At 54.2% G+C, this 21,664-nt stretch carries 13 protein-coding genes; 6 read left to right on the top strand and 7 right to left on the bottom strand.

Annotation, left to right across the window (positions count from 1 at the left end):
• Window positions 1-11: 11 nt before the first annotated feature.
• Window positions 12-2,924 (bottom strand): ligand-binding sensor domain-containing protein, encoded by a 2,913-nt coding sequence (locus VGM48_RS11545; protein WP_331579182.1) that lies wholly within the window; start codon window positions 2,922-2,924, stop codon window positions 12-14.
• 216 nt (window positions 2,925-3,140) lie between these two features.
• Here VGM48_RS11545 and VGM48_RS11540 point away from each other — a divergent pair, with 216 nt between their 5' ends.
• The 5 genes from VGM48_RS11540 to VGM48_RS11520 all read left to right on the top strand — a co-directional run bounded on the left by VGM48_RS11540 (window position 3,141) and on the right by VGM48_RS11520 (window position 14,329).
• Window positions 3,141-4,658 (top strand): biopolymer transporter TolR, encoded by a 1,518-nt coding sequence (locus VGM48_RS11540; protein ID WP_331579180.1) that lies wholly within the window; start codon window positions 3,141-3,143, stop codon window positions 4,656-4,658.
• 62 nt (window positions 4,659-4,720) lie between these two features.
• Complete coding sequence (locus tag VGM48_RS11535; RefSeq protein ID WP_331579178.1) at window positions 4,721-7,483, top strand: glycoside hydrolase family 2 protein; 2,763 nt, start codon at window positions 4,721-4,723, stop codon at window positions 7,481-7,483.
• Window positions 7,484-7,569: 86 nt separating this feature from the next.
• Window positions 7,570-9,123, top strand: a complete 1,554-nt coding sequence (locus VGM48_RS11530; RefSeq protein WP_331579176.1) for a hypothetical protein — start codon at window positions 7,570-7,572, stop codon at window positions 9,121-9,123.
• A gap of 50 nt (window positions 9,124-9,173) precedes the next feature.
• On the top strand, window positions 9,174-12,488 hold the full coding sequence (locus VGM48_RS11525) for a SusC/RagA family TonB-linked outer membrane protein (protein ID WP_331579174.1): 3,315 nt from the start codon (window positions 9,174-9,176) through the stop codon (window positions 12,486-12,488).
• 20 nt (window positions 12,489-12,508) lie between these two features.
• Window positions 12,509-14,329, top strand: a complete 1,821-nt coding sequence (locus tag VGM48_RS11520; protein WP_331579172.1) for a RagB/SusD family nutrient uptake outer membrane protein — start codon at window positions 12,509-12,511, stop codon at window positions 14,327-14,329.
• A 48-nt stretch (window positions 14,330-14,377) separates the two neighbouring features.
• Here VGM48_RS11520 and VGM48_RS11515 read toward each other — a convergent pair whose 3' ends face one another.
• Window positions 14,378-15,592: a T9SS type A sorting domain-containing protein gene (locus tag VGM48_RS11515; protein ID WP_331579170.1), complete on the bottom strand. Its 1,215-nt coding sequence runs from the start codon at window positions 15,590-15,592 to the stop codon at window positions 14,378-14,380.
• A gap of 254 nt (window positions 15,593-15,846) precedes the next feature.
• Here VGM48_RS11515 and VGM48_RS11510 point away from each other — a divergent pair, with 254 nt between their 5' ends.
• Complete coding sequence (locus tag VGM48_RS11510) at window positions 15,847-18,306, top strand: ABC transporter permease (RefSeq protein WP_331579168.1); 2,460 nt, start codon at window positions 15,847-15,849, stop codon at window positions 18,304-18,306.
• A 27-nt stretch (window positions 18,307-18,333) separates the two neighbouring features.
• On the opposite strand, the gene VGM48_RS11505 is transcribed toward VGM48_RS11510, so the two are convergent.
• From VGM48_RS11505 to VGM48_RS11485, 5 genes are all read right to left on the bottom strand, one after another.
• Complete coding sequence (locus tag VGM48_RS11505; RefSeq protein ID WP_331579166.1) at window positions 18,334-19,188, bottom strand: hypothetical protein; 855 nt, start codon at window positions 19,186-19,188, stop codon at window positions 18,334-18,336.
• A 62-nt stretch (window positions 19,189-19,250) separates the two neighbouring features.
• Window positions 19,251-19,466, bottom strand: coding sequence for a hypothetical protein (locus tag VGM48_RS11500; protein WP_331579164.1), 216 nt, complete (start codon window positions 19,464-19,466; stop codon window positions 19,251-19,253).
• Between the two features lie 58 nt (window positions 19,467-19,524).
• Window positions 19,525-20,280 (bottom strand): SDR family oxidoreductase, encoded by a 756-nt coding sequence (locus tag VGM48_RS11495; RefSeq protein WP_331579162.1) that lies wholly within the window; start codon window positions 20,278-20,280, stop codon window positions 19,525-19,527.
• Window positions 20,281-20,307: 27 nt separating this feature from the next.
• Entirely contained in the window at window positions 20,308-21,084 is a 777-nt protein-coding gene (locus VGM48_RS11490) for an alpha/beta hydrolase (RefSeq protein ID WP_331579160.1), read from the bottom strand.
• A 137-nt stretch (window positions 21,085-21,221) separates the two neighbouring features.
• Window positions 21,222-21,470, bottom strand: coding sequence for an NAD-dependent epimerase/dehydratase family protein (locus tag VGM48_RS11485; protein WP_331579158.1), 249 nt, complete (start codon window positions 21,468-21,470; stop codon window positions 21,222-21,224).
• Window positions 21,471-21,664 lie beyond the last annotated feature (194 nt).

Genomic DNA, 21,664 nt, shown 5'->3' with positions numbered 1-21,664 from the left:
AGGTCCGGTTCTCAGACCGGGCCTGGGGCCTTGCCCATTGCGTGCAACGCCATCAGGAAATCGAATAAGTTTGTTTCGGTGGAGATCTTCAGTTTTTTGCGCAGGCGATAGCGGCTGATCTCCACCCCTCTTACGGAAATATTCTCCAGCTGCGCAATCTCTTTGCTGCTGAGGTTCATCCGCAGATAGGCGCAGAGCTTTAGCTCATGCGAGCTGAGCGCCGGATAGGAGTGCTTCAGGATCTGCAGAAAATCGCTGTGCACCTTGTCGAAGTGGACGGCAAACTGTTCCCAGTCCTTGTCCATCTTGTTCTCTTCTCCGAGGATGCGCAACATCTTCTTGAACTCGTCTGCCGCCACACCTTCGCCGTTGGCGCCTTTTTTCATTCGGACCAACTCTTCCCGGATATTGCTCAACAGCTCCCCCTTCTGCACAAGATGCATCGCCGTTGAAGCCAGCTCGGTGTTCTTATGCTCTATCTCCGCCTCGAGCTTTTCATTTTTCAGCTTGACGATCTCCTTCTCGGATTTTTCCAGCTCCAGCTGGTGCAGATATTGAAGCCGTGCCTGCTCTTCCTCATGTTTTTTCTGCTGTTGCCGGAAGATGCGCCGTTGCCAGAAATATAACAGGCAAAGAATGCCGGCGAGTAGGAGGCTGTAAAAGCCATAGGCCCAGGTGGTCTGGTACCAGGGCGGCAGGATCGTAAAGCTGTAGTTGCTGATCGCGGATTCATTGCCCAGATTGCTTTTTGACCGGACCTGGAAGTTGTAGGTTCCCGCCGGAAGATTGGTGTATTCTTTCTCCGTTTTTTTTGACCAGTCGGACCAGTCCCGGTCGAAGCCCTTCAGACAATAACTGTACAGGATACTGTTTTGTGCGGCGTACATCGGGCTTGTATATTCAAAATGCAGGGAGTTCCATTTATTGGAAATGCTATACACGGCGGAGGATGGCTGCTCCAGGCTGTCGTCCACCTCGCCGAAATAACCGCCGAACAGCAGACTGTCGGATCGCCCGAAGGCCCGGACGCTTCTGATCCGTACCTGCAGCGGGTAGTGGTTCTTTTTGTATTCCTCGTAGTTGATGTGATAAAAACCCTTCTCCGCCCCGACGAAGACATTGTACTTGTCGTAGGGGTTGATGTGTTCATAATCGGCCACGAGTTTGCCGCTCAGCTCGGGAAAATAGATCGTTTCCGGTCTGGGGCCGGAGAGATCGATCACCCCCAGGCTGTTGTCTTCGATGAACCAGATATTCCCCGCGGCATCTTCTTTCAGCGCCCGGATATTGCGTTCGCCAAAGAAATCCTTGAAATAGGCGGAAAGCTCAAAAGAGTCCTGCCGGGGATTGTATTCATAGACGCCCTTCTCCGTTGCGATGACGATATGGTTCTTCACCTTGAACAGATGGTTCTTCAGATAGGAGGGCAGGCCGTTTTTCTCCGTGTACAACTTCACCTTCGGGTGTCCCATCTCGTTCATATCTACCCGGTACACTCCCCGATAGGGATGGGCTACCCAGATGTTCCGGTTATTGTCGAGAGCGATAAACTGCGAGGAAGCCGAATAGCCGGGCAGATTTCCTTCGGGGTGAAAATGGCCATTGGCATACTGGAGCAGATCGATGCCGACCCCGTTGCCCCCCAATACGAGGGCAGACGGCAGGACGTTGGAGAACGGCAGAAAGGTCCAGTAGGCCCGGCTGGTGTCGATCGGCAGAAGCCGGTCGTTTTTGATCTCGAAGGCGCCATCGTGATGCCCGAGCAGCAGGGCGCCGTTAATATCGCTCAATCCCCAGGTGGAACCCTTTGTTCCCGGGATGCTCCGAAACTCACCGCGCAGAAAGCTAAGATCCTGCCGATCATCAACCGGCAGGGAATAAAGGCCGTTGGACGTGCCGACGAACAACTCCTTATTGTATATTATGGAACAATAACCCAGTCCTTCGTTCAGCTTTTCGGGATAGATATGTTTGATGGCGTTGTTATAGGCCACAAAATCGATCCCGTTGTCAAGGCCTATCCAGAGATTCTTGTTGCGATCGAGAAAAAGCATCAGGACATTATTATTCTGGAGCCCCTCCTTCCGGGAAAGATTCTGGATCATTTCTCCCTGCTTATTGACGATATAGGTTCCGTCAAGGTTTGTTCCGATCGCCAGCCAGTCCTTGTTGACCGCGATGGCGGTGAGTATCCGTTCGTTGTTAAAAGGATTTAGCCCGGCAAACCGGAAAGGAGTGATGGTATTGTTGGCCAGGATGTAGAAGCCGGTGTTCACCGTTCCCAAAAAACTGCTATCCTTACCGAATGGGAACAGGCAGGTTGCCAGGTAGCTGGCGGGCAAAGCGCTTTCCCTGATAAACGGCGTCCATAAGCCGTCCCGAAACTCCAGCAGCCCGTTCTTTCCGTCCTGGGCGATCAGCTGATGATTGCTTTCCCCCAGGAATCGCCATTCCGAAACCGCGGGGTACACCGTGATCGTCTTATTATTGAGCTGGAAGATCGCCTCCCGCGACATAAAGAAGACATCATTACCGGAAGGAACGATAAACCAGATATCGGAAAACGAATTGTTCTTCTCCGACAGGAGGCTTTTTAGCGAGGTAAATACCAGTCTTCCCGTCTTATCGGGGGAGAAATAGCCGAAATCGTCCTGGCCGCCCGCATAGATGCGATTATCTTTACCAAGAGCGATGGACCGGACGACGGTCTTGTTAGGCAGGGGGTAGTTCTTCCAATAGTTGCCGTCAAAGCTCAGGAGACCCTGATAGTTCGCAAAATAGAGGATGCCGTTCCGGTCCTGAACAATTCCCCGGTTCTGAGTGCCCGCACCATAAACATCCCGGGGGTAGTTGACGATTTCCGGGATACCGATGGTGTTTTGCGCCAGGCTGACCCCTGCTATACATCCTAAAAGGAGGGTCATCAGGGTTCGTATTCGGGTGACATATGGCATGATCTACTTCGGGCATAAAGATAGGGATACCGCCCAGAAAAGAAGTACCGGTTTCCGGGGCCATCCTCCTTTGATGTGGTGATGATGTGGCAATTGCTTTAGTCCCAAAGGAGATATTAGGGTATGATGTAGTATAGATGTAGTCGAAAACTGGACATTTGAGCAATCCAACCATAAATTTGTCATATGAAATTGTCTAACGCCTTACTACTGCTTGCATCCTTTTTCGCCTTCTCCGCCGTCCCGGCCGCTGCCCAGTCCGTGGGCATCTTTGAAGGTCATGGCGATGTCGGAATCAATGTCAAACCCGGTTCGGCTACGTTCATCCCGGCCACGGGGCAATACGTTATCACCGGCGCGGGCTACAACGTCTGGGCCGATCATGACGAATTTCAGTACGTCTGGAAAAAGATGAAGGGGGATTTCATCCTCTACACCCGGGCTGAGTTTCTGGGTACCTGGGTCAATTATCACCGGAAAGTGGGTTGGATGGTGCGCAAGAGTCTGGATGGCAACTCCCCGCATGTCAATGCCGTGGAGCATGGAGATGGACTTACCTCCCTGCAGTTTCGTCGGACGGCCGGCGCGCAGACAGAAGAACATAAGCTGAAAATGACCAAGGCCAACATCCTTCAGCTGGAAAGAAAAGGAAACCAATACATCATGCGGGCCGCGATCTATGGGGAGCCTTTCGAGACCGATACCATCTCGGGCATCGACCTGGGGGATGAGGTCTATGTCGGGCTTTTTGTAGGCTCGCACAACTCGGATGTTCTTGAAACCGGGGTTTTCAGCAATGTCAGCATCACGGTGCCGTTGAAAGGACAATCTGATGAACGGACCCAAATGACCCTTGGCAGCAGACTCGAGCTGATGGAGATTGCTTCCGGACAGCGGGAAGTGATTTATACCGTTCCTTATTCGATCCAGGCGCCAAACTGGACACCCGATGGGAAAAGTCTCATCTTCAATGACTCGAAAGGGACCATCTACAATTTCGACCTGGCCAGCCGGAAGCCATCCCGCGTCAATACCGGGTCGGTGACCAGCAATAATAACGACCATGTCCTTTCCTTTGACGGCAAAATGTTGGGGCTTAGCAATTTTGTAAGAGACCTCGGCGGTTCCATCATCTATACGGTCCCACTAGCCGGAGGAACGCCCAAACAGATTACGCCCAAGGGACCCTCCTATCTTCATGGCTGGTCCCCCGACGGAAAGGACCTCGTCTTTTGCGGGGAGCGGAACGGGGAGTTCGATGTCTATAAGGTTCCCGCCGCCGGCGGAAAAGAGATCCGGCTGACGGACTCAAAGGGACTTGACGATGGACCTGAATACACCCCTGACGGGCAGTACATCTATTTCAATTCCGTTCGCAGCGGCCTGATGCAGATCTGGCGCATGAAGCCCGACGGCAGCGGTCAGGAGCAGGTGACGAATGACGGGTTCGACAACTGGTTTGCGCATATCTCGCCCGACGGGAAATGGTTCGTCTACCTTTCTTTCCTGCCCGAAGAAACGCCCGCGGGTATACATCCGCCGTACAAGCACGTGTATCTCCGGCTGCTGCCGATCGATGGCAAGGGAACGCCGAAGGTCCTCGCCTATATCTACGGCGGTCAGGGTACTATCAATACTCCATCCTGGTCACCCGATGGAAAAAGAATTGCCTTTGTCAGTAATACGGACATGGGAGGTAATTAAGACGCCAAAAACGATTGCTCATGTTAAACGGCTGCAGGCGCAGGCTCCTGCAAACAACTGCCATGTGTGCTTTTCTGCTGCCGGCGCTTCTGCTGCCGGCGCTTCTGCGGGCACAGCCGGTGAGCCAGGTAAAGCTCACCCGGTTTACCCTGCAATCTTCAGCGGTGGTGCGGGCCGGCGGGGACTCCCTCTCGTCCATCCATTACCTACCCGCCAATTACTGGTTCCCCGTGACCGTGCCGTCTACCGTTTTGACCGGGCTCGTGGCCAATAAGATCTATCCCGATCCTTATACGGGGATGAACAATATGCTGATCCCCGATGCTTCCGATACGTTTAACCGGGAATATCATCTGGAGCAATACAGCTTCCTGCCCGGTGAACCCAATCCCTGGAAGAAGCCGTACTGGTACCGGACGACGTTTTCCGTTCCGGGCACCGACAAGGGGCGGCATTTTCAGCTCATCTTCAAAGGCATCAACTACCGGGCGGAAGTCTGGCTGAATGGCCGGCTTCTGGCGGATTCGGCAAAGATGGTGGGGATGTTCGAAGAGTTTGATCTGGACGCAAGCGCGGCGATCCATGCCGGGGAGGAGAATGCGCTTGCCGTAAAAATATACCCGCTCGATGTCCCGGGCGAACCGGCGACGCCGCAGCTAAAGGCGCTGGAGGATTTTTATGAGAACGGCGGACCTACCGGGGATATCGGCAAGAATGTGACCATGCTCAGCTCGGTGGGCTGGGACTGGATACCCGCGGTGCGGGACCGCAATATCGGCATCTGGCAACCGGTATATCTGCGGACGACGGGTGCGGTGGTGATCAGCCGGCCTCGGATCGTTACGACGTTGCCCAATCTGCCGGATACGGGGATCGCCCGGCTGGACCTTGAGTTGACGCTGACGAATAATGAATCCCGGGCGCGACAGGGACAGGTTGAGGTGACCATCACGCCTGAGAATTTTGCCGGGGCACCCATCGCCTTTACGACGAAAGCGATGATCGACGCAGGCGGCGTAAAGACCATCCATTTGTCCGCGGGGGAGATCCCTGCCCTGGTGATGCATCATCCCCGGCTGTGGTGGCCTAATGGCTATGGACAGCCCTGGCTGTATCGCGTTCGCCTGAAATTTGCGGATGGCGGCGGTGTCTCAGATGACACTTCTTTTGTCTTTGGCGTTCGCACCGTCAGCACCGCCACGACTACGGTCAACGGCTGGGTACGCCGGGATTTCTTTGTCAACGGGCGACGGGTCCACCTGGTGGGTGGCGCCTGGGTTCCCGATATGATGCTCAACCGCGACTATCAGCGATATGATTATGAGCTTCGCCTTTGCCGCAACGCCAATGTCAACCTGGTTCGTATCTGGGGCGGCGGTCTGGGCGAGACCGATGACTTCTACGAATTGGCCGATCGCTATGGACTGCTGGTCTGGCAGGACTTCTGGATCACGGGGGATACCAACGGCGGCTTTAAGGGTTCGGCGGACTGGCCCCTCCAAAGCCGGGTCTTTGTCAGCAACGTCATCAGCACCATCTATCGCATCCGCAACCATCCCAGCCTACTGGTCTGGACAGGGGGCAACGAAGGACATGCGCGGGCCGAACTCTACAATGCCATGCGCGACAATGTCGCCCATCTCGACGGTACCCGGCCGTTTATCCCCTGCTCTTCGGGTTTCTCCCGGGCGCCAAAGGACTGGAAGGGCTCCTGGCCCGATGACCGGCCGGCGGGTGTCTATAGCGGCGGCCCATACTCCTGGCAGGATGATGCACAATATTACCGGCTCGTCGATGCCGGCAGGGATTGGGTCTTTAAAGACGAAACGGGCATCCCCTCCCAACCGCCGTACAACACACTCGCGAAGATCATTCCCAACCTGGTTCCGGATAACGGCCTGCCCTATCCGCTGAACGATACCTGGGGGTATCACGATGCCTGCACGGGAAACGGACACTACGACACCTATTATAAGGCCATGCTCGATCGCTTTGGCAAGCCTGTCAGCATCCGCGATTTTTCCGAAAAGATGCAGCTGTTGAATGCAGGCGGCTACCGGGGCATCTTCGAGGCGGCCGGACATAAATTGAATGAGACCGGCGGCGTCATGCTCTGGAAGCTCAACGCGGCCTTTCCCAGCGTAGTCTGGCAGGTGTACGACTGGTATCTCGAACCCAATGCCGGGTATTATTTCATGCAACGGGCCTGCGAGCCGGTGCATATCCAGCTTAACCTCGACGACTCGACGGTTGCGGTGGTCAACCGTACCTACATCCCGAGACCGGGCCTGCATTATGAAGTGGAAGTGGTCGGCATGACCGGAACCTCGCTGCTGAAAAAGGAAGGCGTCGTCAGTCTCGACACAACCGACGTCAGAGAAGTGCTGCCGGTGAGATCCGTGCTGCAACAGACAACAGGCATCTCCTTTGTCCTGCTGCGGTTGACCGACAAAGAAGGCAGGACCTGCTCGCAAAACGTCTATTGGATGTCCCCCGGTCATGACTTCGCCGATCTGCGCGCGATGCCTTCGGCCCGGGTGACGGCGCAAGTGCAGGCAACGGAGAAAAAAGCAGGCTATTCCGGCTGGACGCTCCGTTTTACAAATGTCTCTTCACGGCTCGCATTTTTTGTCAACCCGCAGGTGACCGCGGGTGGGGAGGAAGTGCTGCCGAGTTTCTGGTCCGATAATTATTTCTCCATTCCGGCAGGACAGTCTATTACGGTAAAGGTTAGTTGCCCGGTGGCCGCGTTGGCCGGCCGGACTCCGCAATTGCGGCTGGAAGGATGGAATATCCGATCGGCGGACCTACGCCTTATGCCTTAAACTGAAAAGCGTGATGAAAGTCGCGGCGTCAAAAAATGCTTTTGACTGCCGGAGGGGATCCTTTTGCTCAACAAACCGCTTACTATATGATCAAAGCACTGCTCTTTCCTGCCTTCCTCCTCATCGGAGCGGCGGCCTTCGCCCAGCATCCGGTGGGCATCTTCGAGGACCATCTGGATATCGGCAATCCGAAGATCCACGGCGATGCCACCTATGACGAGGCTACCCAGACCTATCGGTTGAAAGGCGGGGGCGCCAATATCTGGTTCAACAAGGATGAATTCCAATTTTTGTACAGGAAAATGAAAGGCGATTTTATCCTTACCGCCGACTTTGAATTCACCGGCGACACGGCAGACGCGGTCGGTCATCGAAAGATTGGCTGGATGATCCGCGAGTCCACGGATGAAGGCGCGGCCAGCGCAAATGCCTGCAAGCATATCGACGGGCTCGTAGTTCTGCAATGGCGGCCTTATCATGGGATGTTCATGCGCGACCCCGAAGAGGAACGCTTCTATCCGAAGAAAGGCGGTCAGACGATCCAGCTCGAGCGGATCGGCAGTCTTATCACCATGAAGATCGCACATCCCGGCGAACCCCTGCAGCTGGTCGGGTCCTGTTCGACCGACGCGTTGGAGAAGGAGGTGCTCGTCGGACTCTATATCTGCTCGCACGACTCGGATAAGGTCGCCAACGCCAAAGTGTGGAATGTTCGGATCGACAAACCCGTGATCCATGAATACAGTTCCAACCCGCATGTCACACCGGCGCCGCTGCACGACGTACTCGGCAGCCGCCTGGAGATCCTTGATATCGCCGACGGCAGCCGAAAGGTGATCCATGAGGCGCCGGGCCGGTTCGAAGCACCGAATTATATGCCGGATGGAAAGAAGCTGCTGTTTAACGAAGGCGGCGGGCTGTACACTATTCCGATCGAAGGCGGTACGCCGGAAAAGCTGAACACCGGCAGCGTCGGTGGGATCAACAACGATCATATGATCTCCTTCGATGGAAAAATGCTGGGTATCAGCAGCGGCCGGGCAGGCGGCGGATCGGGATCTTTTGTCCACGTGTTGCCGCTTACCGGCGGTGAGCCGAGGCTGGTAACGGAAGTAACCCCTTCCTTTCTGCATGGCTGGGCGCCGGGTGGAAGGGAATTGGCAATCGTGGCGAAACGCAATGGATCGGCGGTGTACAACCTGTATAAGGTGTCGCTGAAAGACAACAAAGAAACCGCACTGACCAACAATACCCGGACGCATGTCGATGGTCCTGAATATTCACCCGACGGGAAATATATTTATTACAATGCCAATGTCAGCGGCACCATGCAGATCTGGCGGATGCACCCGGATGGCTCGGGGAAAGAACAACTCACCTTTGACGAGTATCACAACTGGTTTCCGCATATTTCGCCCGATGGCAGGTGGATGGCCTACATCTCTTTTCCAATGGATATCGACCCCGATTCCCATCCCTCTTACAAGGATGTAACGCTTCGGCTGATGCCGTTGACGACCCCGGGTGCTCCCAGGGTTATTGCCTACCTCTATGGCGGGCAAGGCACACTCAACGCACCGTCGTGGTCGCCGGATAGTAAACATCTTGCTTTTGTCAGTAATTCCGAACCCAGACCCTGATGAATACCCTTTTGTCTTTGCTTTTTTAAATAATAAATAAAAAACTGCTTATGCCAAAAAAAACAAACCGGCTGACCAGGATCAGCTGTATGGTACTTAGCCTGCTGCTTTGTACCAGCCTGGCCTTCGCCCAGGGAAAGATTACGGGAAGGGTGATCAATAAAGCAGACAACCAGCCTGTTCCCGGAGCTACGATCACTCTCAAGGGTACAAAAGTCATTGTTCCTTCCGGGACGGATGGCAGCTTCTCCATCAATCTTGCCGGCAGCACCGGAACACTTGTCATTACGGCGGTTGGGTTTACCGACCTCGAGTTGCCGGTGACCGCCGGTGCGGCCCTTGGGGATATCAGCCTTACGGCGGCGCCCACGACGCTGAACGATGTAGTCGTCACCGGGTATACGGCGCAGCGGAAAAAGGACATCACCGGATCGGTTTCGGTTGTCAACGTCGCCGATATGAAATCCGTTCCCTCCGGCAGCACCGAGTCGCTGCTCCAGGGACAGGCCTCGGGGGTTACCGTTGCCAACAGCGGTCAACCGGGCGGCTACAGCAATGTCCACATTCGCGGGATCACCTCCTTCGGGAACACCGACCCGCTTGTCGTCATCGACGGAACACCCGGATATCTGCATGATATCAACGTCAATGATATCCAGTCGGTACAGGTGCTGAAGGACGCGGGAGCGGCATCGATCTATGGGGTTCGCGGTTCGAATGGGGTTATCATCGTGACCACAAAAAAAGGCCGCACCGGGAAAGTGACGGTCAACTATGACAGCTATGTCGGCACTCAACGACCGCTGAAAAAAGGGTGGGGCGGACTTGCCGATCCGACTTTATATGGTCAGGCGCTGTGGCAGACCTATCTGAATGATGGGCTTACCCCAAGCAACAAACAATATGGCAATGGAGCACAACCCGTCGTACCCGACTATCTAATTCCTACGGGGGCGATGGCCGGGGCGCCGGGGACGGATCCCGCCACCTATCAGCTCTTCACCAACCAGATCACGAAAGCCGACAAGGCAGGCAATGACTGGTACCACGACATCTTCCATCCCGTCACCATCTGGAGCCAAAACATTTCAGCCAGCGGTGGCTCGGACCGTTCGACCTATTTTTATTCCTTTAACTATACCGACCAGCCGGGTACGCTTATCTATACGAGCCTGAAGCGATATTCCGCGCGGATCAACTCCACCTATAGCTTCCTGGACAATAAAGTACGCATCGGGGAGAATGCTTTCCTGGTGTATAAGTCGAATCCCGGGTATCAAAATCTTGCCGGCGTAAACAACGCCAATGCGATCGGCGCATCTTATCAGATCCCGACCATCATCCCGGTTCATGATATCGTGGGAAATTATGCAGGGGGGCTCGGCGGCGGGCTGGGGAATGCACCTAACCCCGTAGCCATACAGGAACGGCAGCGGAACAACCGGAACAATGACTACAATCTCTCGGGCAGCGTCTTTGCCGAGGTGGATTTTCTGAAACATTTTACGGCGCATACCCAGGTGGGCGGGATGGTGGACAATTTCTACAGCAATGCCTTCCTTTATACCTCCTACGAGAATGCGGAGAACAACACCAACGCCAACAGCTATCAGGAGATCTATGGCTGGAATACCAGTCTCACCTGGACGAGCACGTTGAAATATTCCAACACGTTTGCGGAAAAGCATAACCTGACCCTGCTGGCCGGTACCGAATACATCAGCAACCAGGGCCGGGCTTCGCAGTCCTCCCGCGGGAATTATTATATCACGGATTCGTCCAGCCTTACGGTCAATCCCAATCTCTGGACGCTCAATGCGGGCAATGCGAGCACGCAAACGAATCAGAATCCCAACATCTTTCTGAACAACGTGCTGACGCCGACGCCGTATGAGTCGAATATCTATTCGCTGTTTGGGCGCCTGGACTATAACTATGACGATAAATACCTGATCAGCGGCACCATCCGGCGGGACGGCTCTTCGGTATTCACCTCCGGCCAGCGCTATGGTATCTTCCCTTCCGTGTCGGGTGCATGGCGCATCTCGAAGGAGAAGTTCCTGGCGAATGTCGACTGGATCACCGACCTGAAGATTCGCGGCGGCTGGGGCAAGATGGGTTCGATCAGTAATATCAACCCGACGAATCCTTATTCCTTATATGGCCAGGTGGCCAATCAATCGACCTATGATATCAGCGGCAGCAGCAACTCCGCCACGGCCGGTATCGCCAACCTCCAATACGGCAACCCCGGAACGACCTGGGAACGCGATCAACTCACCAATATCGGCCTCGACGCCACCATCCTGCACAACAAGATCGACCTGTCCATCGAATGGTACAACAAGCTGATCAGCGGCCTGATCAACCAGGTCACGGCCCCCGGCACGGCGGGTACCGCGACGGCTACCGCCGCCGGACCCTTGCTACCCTATATCAACTCCGGCGACATCACCAACCATGGCATCGATCTGGCGGTGACCTATCATGGGTCGGCGTTGGCCAATCAGCTGAAATTCGATCTTACCGGTACGTTTACCTCTTATGTCAACATGGTCAAACGGCTGCCTCCCGGTGAGACCTATATCCCTGTTTACAGCGGAGCGACCCAGGAGTCCCGGCTCCAGCCCGGCCACCCGGTGGGCGCCTTCTATGGTTACCAGGTTGTCGGACTCTTTCAGAGCTATGATGACGTCAACAAATCCGCTACCCAGGACGGCGCGGCGCCCGGCCGGTTCAAGTATGCCGATGTCAATCACGATGGAAAGATCACGGACTCGGACCGGACCTTCTTTGGAAACCCGAATCCGAAATTCACTGCCGGCCTGAATATCGGGCTGAACTATAAGAATTTCGATCTCTTTATGTTGCTGTATACCTCCATTGGTAACAAAGTGCTCAACGACGTGAAAGGCTCAACGGATTTCCCCCAGGCTTTCGGCAACGCGATGAGTGTTCGGGTCGCCACCCAATCGGCGCGTCTTGTCAACTCCAGCGGCAGTGCGACGAACATCAACGACCAGACCGCGCATGTAGCCAACCCCGGAACATCTGTTCCGATGCTCGAGCAAAGCGCCAATTTCAGCAACTCCACCGCGTTCAACTCCTATGCGATGGAAAGCGGCAGTTTCCTGCGGTGCAGAACGCTGACCCTGGGCTACAGCTTCGACAATGCCGCCTTGCGGGCTCTTCATTTTGATCGCATCCGCGTATACGGCCAGGTGTTAAACCTGTTCACCATCACCAATTATGATGGGCAGGACCCTGAAGTGCTCGGCGGCAATACCCTGTTCGGGATCGACGGCGGAGCCTATCCCAATAATCAGAAACAGTATACCATCGGGGTAAACGTAACTCTTCATTAATGTCTGCAAAAATGAAATATATGAATCGCAAACAAAGAATAGTAATTGGGGTCACGGCGGCAATCCTCGGCGTATCAGCCTGCGGTCACAAGCTGAATGTAGAGCCGCAGGGGTCGCTGTTGCAGGCGAACATCCAAAACCTGTCCGGGGTCAACGGACTGCTCATCGGCGCCTATGCCATCCTCGATGGCGAGAATGTCCCGGTTGCCGGCGACGCGTATGGCAGTGCAGGCTCCAACTGGCAATACGGCAGCGTCTGTGCCGATGATTCTTATAAGGGCTCGGTCCCTTCCGACCAGCCGGATCTGTCGACGCTCGAATCCTGGGCCTTGTCGCAGGGCGGCACAACGACCTATCTCAACGAAAAATGGACGATCCTTTACCTGGGGATCCAGCGCGCCAACGACGTACTGCGCGTCATGCGTCAGTCGACGGGCATTTCACCGGCGGACACTACCGAACTCTCGGGTGAAGCGCGGTTCCTGCGGGGCTATTATCATCTGGACGGTCGCCGGATCTTCCACTTCTTCCCCTATGTCGACGAGAACGTTTCCTTTGTCAACAACAACCTCAACGTTCCCAACGATGTCGATATCTGGCCGCAGATCACCGGCGATCTGCTATACGCGGTAAACAACCTTCCCGAGGTGCAGCCGGAGGCGGGGCGTGTCAACAAATGGGCAGCCATGGCTTTTCTTGGTAAGGACTATCTGTGTCAGCGGAAATTCGACAGCGCGAAATTCTATCTCGACCAGGTCATCCAGCATGGGGTGACGGCATCGGGTGCGAAATATGCCCTCAGTGCCAACTTCGAAGCCAACTTCAACGCGCCGCAGAAGAATGGCCCGGAAAGCGTATTCGCCTGTCAGAACTCCGTCAACGATGGCTCTTCCTCGGCCAATGACGGGGGTAACGGCAATATGGGGGATGTACTCAACTTCCCTTATGGCAGCGGTCCGGTAGGCTGTTGCGGATTCAATAATCCCAGCTGGAACCTGGCCAATGCGTATAAGACAGATGCCAACGGATTGCCGCTACTGGACGGGACTTCGAATAACGGGAAGGTCGTAAGTGATTCCGCCAATCTTTATACCGGCACGCTGGACCCGCGGATCGACTGGACGATGTCGCGGCCCGGCATCCCCTATCTCGACTGGGGGCTTGGTTCCGCCGACTGGATTCGTGACCCCAACAGTAATGGCATCTTCGATGCGAAAAAGAACGTCTATGCAAAGGCCCAGCAGGGAAGCTCTTCGTCCACGGAGACGGTTTTTTGGGGCGCCACGCAGATCACTTCCCTCAACACCAATCTCATGCGGTATGCCGATGTGCTGCTGATGGATGCGGAATGCGAGGTGGAGATCGGCAGTCTTGACCAGGCGGAGACCTATGTCAATATGGTTCGTAACCGTGCCGCCAGTCCCGCGGGCTGGGTCTATAAGAATGCGACATACAATGCGACAAACGGGACTTATTCCACCGGCGGCAGCGCGGTCCAGGCGGACAACTATCTGGTCAAGCCCTATCCGGCCGGGGCGTTTACGGCCAGCGGCCAGGACTATGCCCGCAATGCGGTCCGTTTCGAACGGCGCCTGGAGCTGGCGATGGAAGGCCACCGCTTTTTCGATCTGCAACGCTGGGATAATGGGACGGGGTTGATGGCCAATACGCTGAATACTTATGTTGCTACGGAGAAGACGAGACATAGCTTCTACTATGTCGTGAACACCGCGGTTTTCACAAAAGGGGTCAACGAGTATTTTGCGATTCCGCAGCAACAGATCGATGCGGAAAATGCGAATGGGAAAGTGGTGCTGAAGCAGAATCCGGGGTATAACTAAACCGGACTTTGCGGCATTTTCGGCCGGCCCCAACGGGGCCGGCTTTTTTTATTGCTTATAAAACAGCGAGCTATGTTCTCCGGCTTTTACAAAATAGGCGCCGTGGGGCAGCGACGTCAGATCGACCGTCGTCTTCATCTCGCCATCCGGGACAATGCGGACAAGCATGCGCTGGCCGGTTGTACTATAGATCGACACGGCCTGCGTTGCACCCTCGACCACGAGATAGCTTGTCGCGGGATTTGGGTAGACTTTTACGGTGGCTATCGAAGCCTCGTCAATATGTACCGTCACGGTTTTGAAGATCGTGGCTTTACCATCCCGGTCCACCTGTTTCAGCCGATAGTAACCAAGGCCGGTGTATGGATTCTCATCGACGAAGGAATAGTTTAGCGTGGTGTTGGAATTGCCTGCGGCGTCGACCCGGCCGGCGGTGGTCCAGTCCAGACCATTTTGCGAGCGTTCGACTTCGAAATGATCGCTGTTGGCTTCGGTGGCCGTTGCCCAATCCAATTCCACGGTCTTATTCGACAAGGTCCTGGCGTCAAACGAAAGAAGGCTCACGGGCAGGGTGGTCACAACGGCTTTGAAGGAGGCTACCTGAGCGATCCAGTTGCCGCCGCCGGTAAAACTGGCGCTCCGCAAGCCGGCTGCGACACCGGTTAGGTCTTCTACGACATTATCCTGATCGGTAGACCGGACATTAAACCCGGCACCGGCAGTGATATGCACCGATTCGCCAATCGCGATACTATAGAGCAGCTCATTGGGAGAGGTCGTCGTTACGTTCCCGGTGTTGATCGCAGTGCCGCTGCCGAAGGTGGTCTTAACCTGGTCCAGCGGATCGGAGGTCGACAGAATATTTGAGTATTCACTGACGTAGATCTCGAGCAGATTTTGAGTTTTGTGATCGAGGTTAGCGGTGACGGTAATTTTCGAGGCGTCGGCGCTGATGTTATAAGCATAGTAGAGGGCCGACCTATACGAACCTCCCCAGCTGGTCTCTGTACCAATTTGATGGTAGAGATTGCCTTTGCTGTCGGTGAGGGATTGCACGGTCCTGTTCTGTTTATCCCAGGTGATCTGAACAATGATCAGATCACCGGCGGTGCTGGTATTTGTAAAGGTTACGCCGATGGCATCCACGTTGCTCAGAATGATATTACTCTTGGTTTGCTTATGCACCGGCGTCTGGGCCGCGGCCGAAAAGGAAAGGCCGGTTACTGTGAGAAAAAGGGCGATAAGAAAGTAAAGATTTTTCATACACGATGTTTAGGAAGCGGGTCGTATAGGTAAAGACAAGGCTCATACCAAAGGCGTTATTCCTAAAATCACGCCTTTCAACCATCCGTTACGGGCTGGTTATTATCCAATTGCGTATAGACTCAACAATTTCCCGGGGGCCGGCTTTTTTGGAGGCTTTCCCAAAAGGAGAAATTCGCCGGGTTTTTGGGAAGAAATCCCAGTGCAACATTTCGCCGGCGCGCTCGTCTTTCGAAGAGCCAATCCCCAGTACTATGCTCAGAAGTTATCTCACCACCGCCTGGCGGAACATCCGCAAGAACAAGATATTCTCCTTCATCAATGTCATCGGTCTGTCCATCGGTATGGCGGCCTGTCTGCTGATCCTGCAGTACGTCAATTTCGAGCTAAGCTATGATCAGTTCAACACCAACATCGGGAACATCTACCGCGTGTATAACGATCGCTATCAGAATGGGAAGCTGATCCAGCACGGAACCATCACCTATTCCGGCATCGGCAAAGCCATGCAGCACGATTTTCCCGAGGTCGTCGATCATGCCCGGGTGGAACCGTTTGGGAAACGGATCGTCAGTTATGAGAAAAAGCAATTCGGCGATCAGGAGATGTTTGGGGTGGACAATTCCTTTCTGACGATGTTTTCCTATCCGCTGGTCGCAGGGGATGCGAATACGGCGCTGGCGAAGCCCTATACCGTCGTGCTTACGGCGGCGGCCGCCAACCGGTATTTCGGTGTAAAGGGAAATGATGTAGCCGCGGTATTGGGAAAGGCCATCATCGTGGGGTCCGATTCTATCCCGTATAAGATAACCGGGATACTCCGGGATGTCCCGGAGAACTCGCATTTGCAGTTCGATCTGCTGTCCTCCTATGTCACCCTTTATGCGGGAAAGGACCCGTGGAAGGAAGCCGACTATGATTTCAGGGATTCCGATTTCTGGCATTATATCCAGCTGAAGAAAGGCACGGATCCAAAAGCCCTCGAAGCCAAATTCGGCGGATTCAGCCAGCGCTATTTTCAAGGGAATAAAGTTTCCGGCAGCGAGGAAAAGTTCTATCTGCAGCCGCTTTCACGGGCCCATTTGTATTCCGACTTCGAATATGAGATCGGGAAGACCGGCAGCGCGACCGTCGTCTGGGGGTTGCTGATCATCGCCCTCTTTATCATCGTTATCGCCTGGGTCAACTACGTCAATCTTTCCACCGCCCGGTCTACGGAAAGGGCCAGGGAAGTGGGTGTACGCAAAGTGATCGGCGCCGAGAAGGGTCAGTTGATCCGGCAGTTTCTTACGGAGTCATTCCTGATCAATCTTTTTGCATTGGTTTTGGGGCTGGCGTTTATGTTTATTCTGCAGCCTGCCTTCAATGCGCTGATCGGCCATCATCTCTCGTTTACCTACCTTCTGCAAAAGAGCATGGGCGGCTACAGCATTACCATCGGCCTGCTGATCCTGGTGCTGACCGGCATCTTTGTATCGGGATTCTATCCGGCGTTTGTGCTGTCGTCGTTCCGGCCGATCCTCGTGCTGAAAGGAAAATTCAGTGCTTCGAAAGGCGGGGTATTATTGCGTAAGGGACTCGTGATCGGTCAGTTCGCGGTCACGGTTATCCTGATCATCGGTTCGCTGGTGGTCTATCGGCAGATCAGGTTCATGAGCAGTCAGGAGTTGGGGATGAATATCGACCGGGTCCTGGTCGTTAGACCACCGAACCTTACCTCCTGGGATTCCACTTTTATCAGCCGGATGAACAGCATGACGCATGAGCTGACGGAAATCCGGGGTATTCAGGGGGCGGCCACCTCGTGGAATGTCATGGGTGGCGAGACGGGCCGGAGCTTTAATGTGCGCCGCCTCGATCAGGACAATACCGTCCGCTATACGATGCGGCATAATGCCATCAGCATGGGCTGGCTTGGTTTATACAAAATAAAGGTCATCGCGGGAAGGGATTATACGTATACCGATTTCAACCCTGACTTCGGCAAGGTGCACAACCTGATCATCAACGAAAGCGCGACAAAGCTGCTGGGTTTCAGCACGCCGCAGGATGCTATCGGCAAGACTATCCTGCGCGGGCAACGGGAATGGACTGTGGTCGGAGTGATCGACAACTACCACCAGAAGTCCCTGCGATATCCGATCGAGCCCACGATGCTGATGCCGGCATACGGTACCGGCAGCTCTATTTCGATAAAGGTCCACTCGCAGGATCTGTCTTCCACTATTTCCGCGATAAAGAAGGTATACGACAATTTCTTCCCCGGCAACTTTTTCGACTACTTCTTTCTCGACGCGCGATTCAACGCTCAATATGCCAACGACCAGCTCTTTGGTATGGCGTTCGCTATATTTTCAGGTTTCGCCATCTTCATCGCCTGTCTTGGACTCCTCGGGCTCTCGCTCTTCGCGGCCGCGCAGCGGACAAAGGAGATCGGCGTTCGAAAGGTCCTTGGTGCATCCATCGGCAATATCGTTCTGCTCCTCTCCCGCGATTTTATTGGGTTGGTGGTCATCTCCTTTCTCATCGCCTCGCCTGTCGCCTGGCTGATCATGCATAAGTGGCTGCAGGACTTTACCTACCGCATCGACATCGAGTGGTGGGTCTTTCTGTTTGCGGGGATCCTCGCCGTGGCGATCGCCCTTGCGACCATCAGTTACCAGGCCATTCGCGCCGCGGCCGCCAACCCCGTCAAAGCGCTGCGCAGCGAATAGGCTGATCGAACGGCAACGATCAGCTGTTTAATATAAAGAGTTCGACCAATGTTGGATGAAATCGATCAGGACGGATGACACCGGATCCGAAAATGTTGGTCCGGGATCGCTTCCAGTATACGCCAGGCCAAGAGCCGCACAAGAAAAGACGTCAAGCCGAAGCAATAAACCAAGTTGGTAGCCGATGCTGAAGCTGCGTCTGTCATTGGCCCTTCTAAGCAAACCACCGGGCGAATGACTCTCAAGGTCGAACAGACCGGCCCGCGAGAAATGCACGGCGAAAGCAGGAAAGAGAACGATCATCGAGTCGATCCTCATCGTATTAAAAAGCGACTTATATCTGGTTCCGGGAGGCGGCGTTCCCAACCCGGGCGTGAAGGCCCTGGGATCCCGGCCGTTCAACCTGCACCAAAGATGATCGGCTTCCGTATTGTCGAGAATCAGCGTCACTCGCCCGTAGGAGGAATAGTCGCCGATGATGTCGAGAACCTCGTCAACCTCGAATACCGGTTTTACCGCAATATCTCCGAGGTGAAAGATAAAACGAAAGTCGCGTTTACCGGAGGGTTTGATCACCTTCGAATAGAGACAATCCCAGGAGTCCGAGACATTGCCTGTGACCGCCCAGTCGACAAACTCGATAAGCGAACAGTTGCTGATAAGAGCCGAAAGACTCGTGAGTGAAGACCCAAAATTGGCTTCATTCAGGACGATCCGGCGCATTCCGCTTGCCTCCCAAAGCTCGTCAGTGATCGAATCGCCGATCACGGGTTCACCGGCATATTGAAAGGGATTGATCACCCGTTGCTTTTCCGTTTGCCGTAAGAACAGCTCTACTAATGCGGTCTGCTCCCGCAGAAGGATGCCAAGGGTCGATAGCACGGATTGTATATCCGGCCGGCTAGTTAAGCTATAAACAGGCATCGAACTGCATTTCATTTGGTTTATAATAATAAGTGACCGGGAGTTCCGGCCGCAACGCTTTCTTCGGTTCGGGGCAGGAAAAGATCTTCCGTGCGAAGGGCGTCGTCGAGGAACTCGCTGCCTTCGCTGGTGTTCTGTGATTGTTCGCGAATCACTACCGGTGGTCGTTCGTCGCTGAATTCCTGTGATGGTCCGTCTGCGATATTTTGTGCGGGAGGAAAAAAAGGAAGGCGCATGGTATTTGATTTTGATTGTCGGAAAATGATTCTGCTGTCCGTCGCTTCTGGACAATGATCAGGCGCGCATCGGCTGACCGGCAAGCCAGGCATCCAGATTGATCGTCCCTAGTTTTGCAAGGCCGGCGGGTACCAGGGTAAATTCTTCTATCCGGGCACCATAATATCGGCTGCGATCGTTTGGCTCTACCCTTCGGGGATCGTTCGTTCTTTGGAGATAACGGGTGACAACCCCGGGCAGCGGAAAGCGGTCGGGACCCGCAATCTCCAATAGGCTATTGACAGGAAATTCCAATGCCGATTCCGCTACAAAAACAGCTACATCCTGAGCGGCGATAGGCTGGAATTGAACGTCTGATAACCGGACAATATTCCCTTCTGTGGCATGATCGGTGATCCCTTTGATAAATTCGAAGAACTGGGTGCTCCGGATGATGGTGTGAGGTATTCCGGATTGCGCGATCAGGTCTTCCTGCGCCTTTTTTGCCCGCATATAACCGCTTTCCTGCATCAGCGGGATGCCCACGACGGAAAGGACGAGATGATGTCTGACACCGGCTCTTTTCTCCGCTGCCAGTAGAATACGGCCCGAAGTCGTGAAGAATTCCATGGCCGTGTTGTCTTCCCAGGAGGGTGCATTGGTCAGATCGATCACTGTTTCCGCGTCGTCGAGGACTTCGTCAAGTCCTTCGCCGGTCAGGGTGTTCACTCCCGTATTGGGTGACGCGGCGATGATCTCATTGCCTTTGCCGCGCAGCCTGGCCGTGGCCTTGCTGCCAATGAGGCCGGAGCCTCCGATGATGACGATTTTCATACTATTAATTTTTAAAAGGCCATCTTATTACAGGGTCTGTGCTGCACGCATAATGTACGCGGCAACCTTAACCGGTTGGGACAGCATGGGCACATGACTCGAGCTCAACTCAAGCGTCGTTGCATGGATCATTTTTGCCTCGACCCTGGTCAATGCAGGTGGAATGGTCTTATCGTTTAGGCCGATGATGCACCATGACGGCTTATTCTTCCAGGCAGCTTTGGTAATTGGCGTGACGGTGGCTTTTGCCGCCCAGGGAGTTTGTGTTGCATAAAGCACTTTTCTTTCTTGTGCACTCAGGTCCTGGGCGAAATAGGAGTTGATCCCTTTAAATGACAGACTCAGGAACCCCGAAGCGTCCTGCTGGAACTCTTTATTGCCCGGAGAGGGGGGATATGGTTTGATCACATCTGCCACCGATTGACCGTCTTCGGGGATTAACGCATCGACATAAACCAATCCGGCGACCTTTGGATCGTTTCCCGCTTCGGTGATCACCATCCCTCCATAGGAATGGGCCACGAGTAAGACTGGTCCGTCCATGGATGCGATCGCACGCCTGGCGGCAGCAACGTCCTCCTCGAATGAAGTGAGGGGGTTTTGTACGGCGACCACCCGATACCCGTTCGATTGCAGTATGGGAATGACCTTTGCCCAGCTGGAACCGTCGGCGAAGGCGCCGTGAACCAACACCACATTCTTTATTCCTTTTGGGACAGGTTGTGAATTTGCATTTTGTGGCAGGATAAATATCGCAACCACTGCAGCCCATGCCAGGGCGATAGATCGGTTAAGAGTAAACATAAAATCAGATTTTGAGAGTTAGAAATAAGGATACTGCTGCCTGGTGCATCAGTTTTTAACCAACTGGGTCTTGAGCCAATCTGCGAATAGGATGTTTCCAAGTCGCGCGGTTTTTGCCGGAACCAGGGCATCGTCTTTCAGTCCGCAAGCAGGTTCGTCGTGGACGTCTTAAAGAATTCAAGGACCGCGTTGTCCTCAAAGGAGGGAGAATTGGCTACATCTACAACAACATTTGCCTCCGTCAATGCTTCACTCAGGCCTTCGCCGGTGATTGTGTTGACTCCGGTTGCAGGAGAGGCGCCTATCGCTGTGTGACCCAACTGGCAAAGCTTTTTTACCAGATTCGAACCGATAAGCCCGGTTCCGCCGATTACTACGATCTTCATAACTGTATTGTTTTTTGAAAGTGAAAGTTCTTACTTGCAGGAGTTGAAGTACTCCTGCTGACAAATTTCCATTGCAACAGACCAAGTTTGTGCCGGAAACACAGGGTGCTGGTTTGCAATAATTTAATTTTTGGAATACGCGGGAGACTGTTGTTATATCAAGAATCTTTGAAGAAGATCGCCAGCTGACTTTT

The sequence above is a fragment of the Puia sp. genome, from assembly GCF_036500295.1.
In the GTDB taxonomy this organism is placed as follows: domain Bacteria; phylum Bacteroidota; class Bacteroidia; order Chitinophagales; family Chitinophagaceae; genus Puia.
This window is presented reverse-complemented; position numbering and strand designations above follow the sequence as displayed.

What these genes read in the sequence shown, in the direction of transcription:
- VGM48_RS11545 (WP_331579182.1), bottom strand. Translation starts at nt 2,924, where the DNA reads ATGACCCTCCTTTTAGGATGTATAGCAGGGGTCAGCCTGGCGCAAAAC.
- VGM48_RS11540 (WP_331579180.1), top strand. Translation starts at nt 3,141, where the DNA reads ATGAAATTGTCTAACGCCTTACTACTGCTTGCATCCTTTTTCGCCTTC.
- VGM48_RS11535 (WP_331579178.1), top strand. Translation starts at nt 4,721, where the DNA reads ATGTGTGCTTTTCTGCTGCCGGCGCTTCTGCTGCCGGCGCTTCTGCGG.
- VGM48_RS11530 (WP_331579176.1), top strand. Translation starts at nt 7,570, where the DNA reads ATGATCAAAGCACTGCTCTTTCCTGCCTTCCTCCTCATCGGAGCGGCG.
- VGM48_RS11525 (WP_331579174.1), top strand. Translation starts at nt 9,174, where the DNA reads ATGCCAAAAAAAACAAACCGGCTGACCAGGATCAGCTGTATGGTACTT.
- VGM48_RS11520 (WP_331579172.1), top strand. Translation starts at nt 12,509, where the DNA reads ATGAATCGCAAACAAAGAATAGTAATTGGGGTCACGGCGGCAATCCTC.
- VGM48_RS11515 (WP_331579170.1), bottom strand. Translation starts at nt 15,592, where the DNA reads ATGAAAAATCTTTACTTTCTTATCGCCCTTTTTCTCACAGTAACCGGC.
- VGM48_RS11510 (WP_331579168.1), top strand. Translation starts at nt 15,847, where the DNA reads ATGCTCAGAAGTTATCTCACCACCGCCTGGCGGAACATCCGCAAGAAC.
- VGM48_RS11500 (WP_331579164.1), bottom strand. Translation starts at nt 19,466, where the DNA reads ATGCGCCTTCCTTTTTTTCCTCCCGCACAAAATATCGCAGACGGACCA.
- VGM48_RS11495 (WP_331579162.1), bottom strand. Translation starts at nt 20,280, where the DNA reads ATGAAAATCGTCATCATCGGAGGCTCCGGCCTCATTGGCAGCAAGGCC.
- VGM48_RS11490 (WP_331579160.1), bottom strand. Translation starts at nt 21,084, where the DNA reads ATGTTTACTCTTAACCGATCTATCGCCCTGGCATGGGCTGCAGTGGTT.
- VGM48_RS11485 (WP_331579158.1), bottom strand. Translation starts at nt 21,470, where the DNA reads ATGAAGATCGTAGTAATCGGCGGAACCGGGCTTATCGGTTCGAATCTG.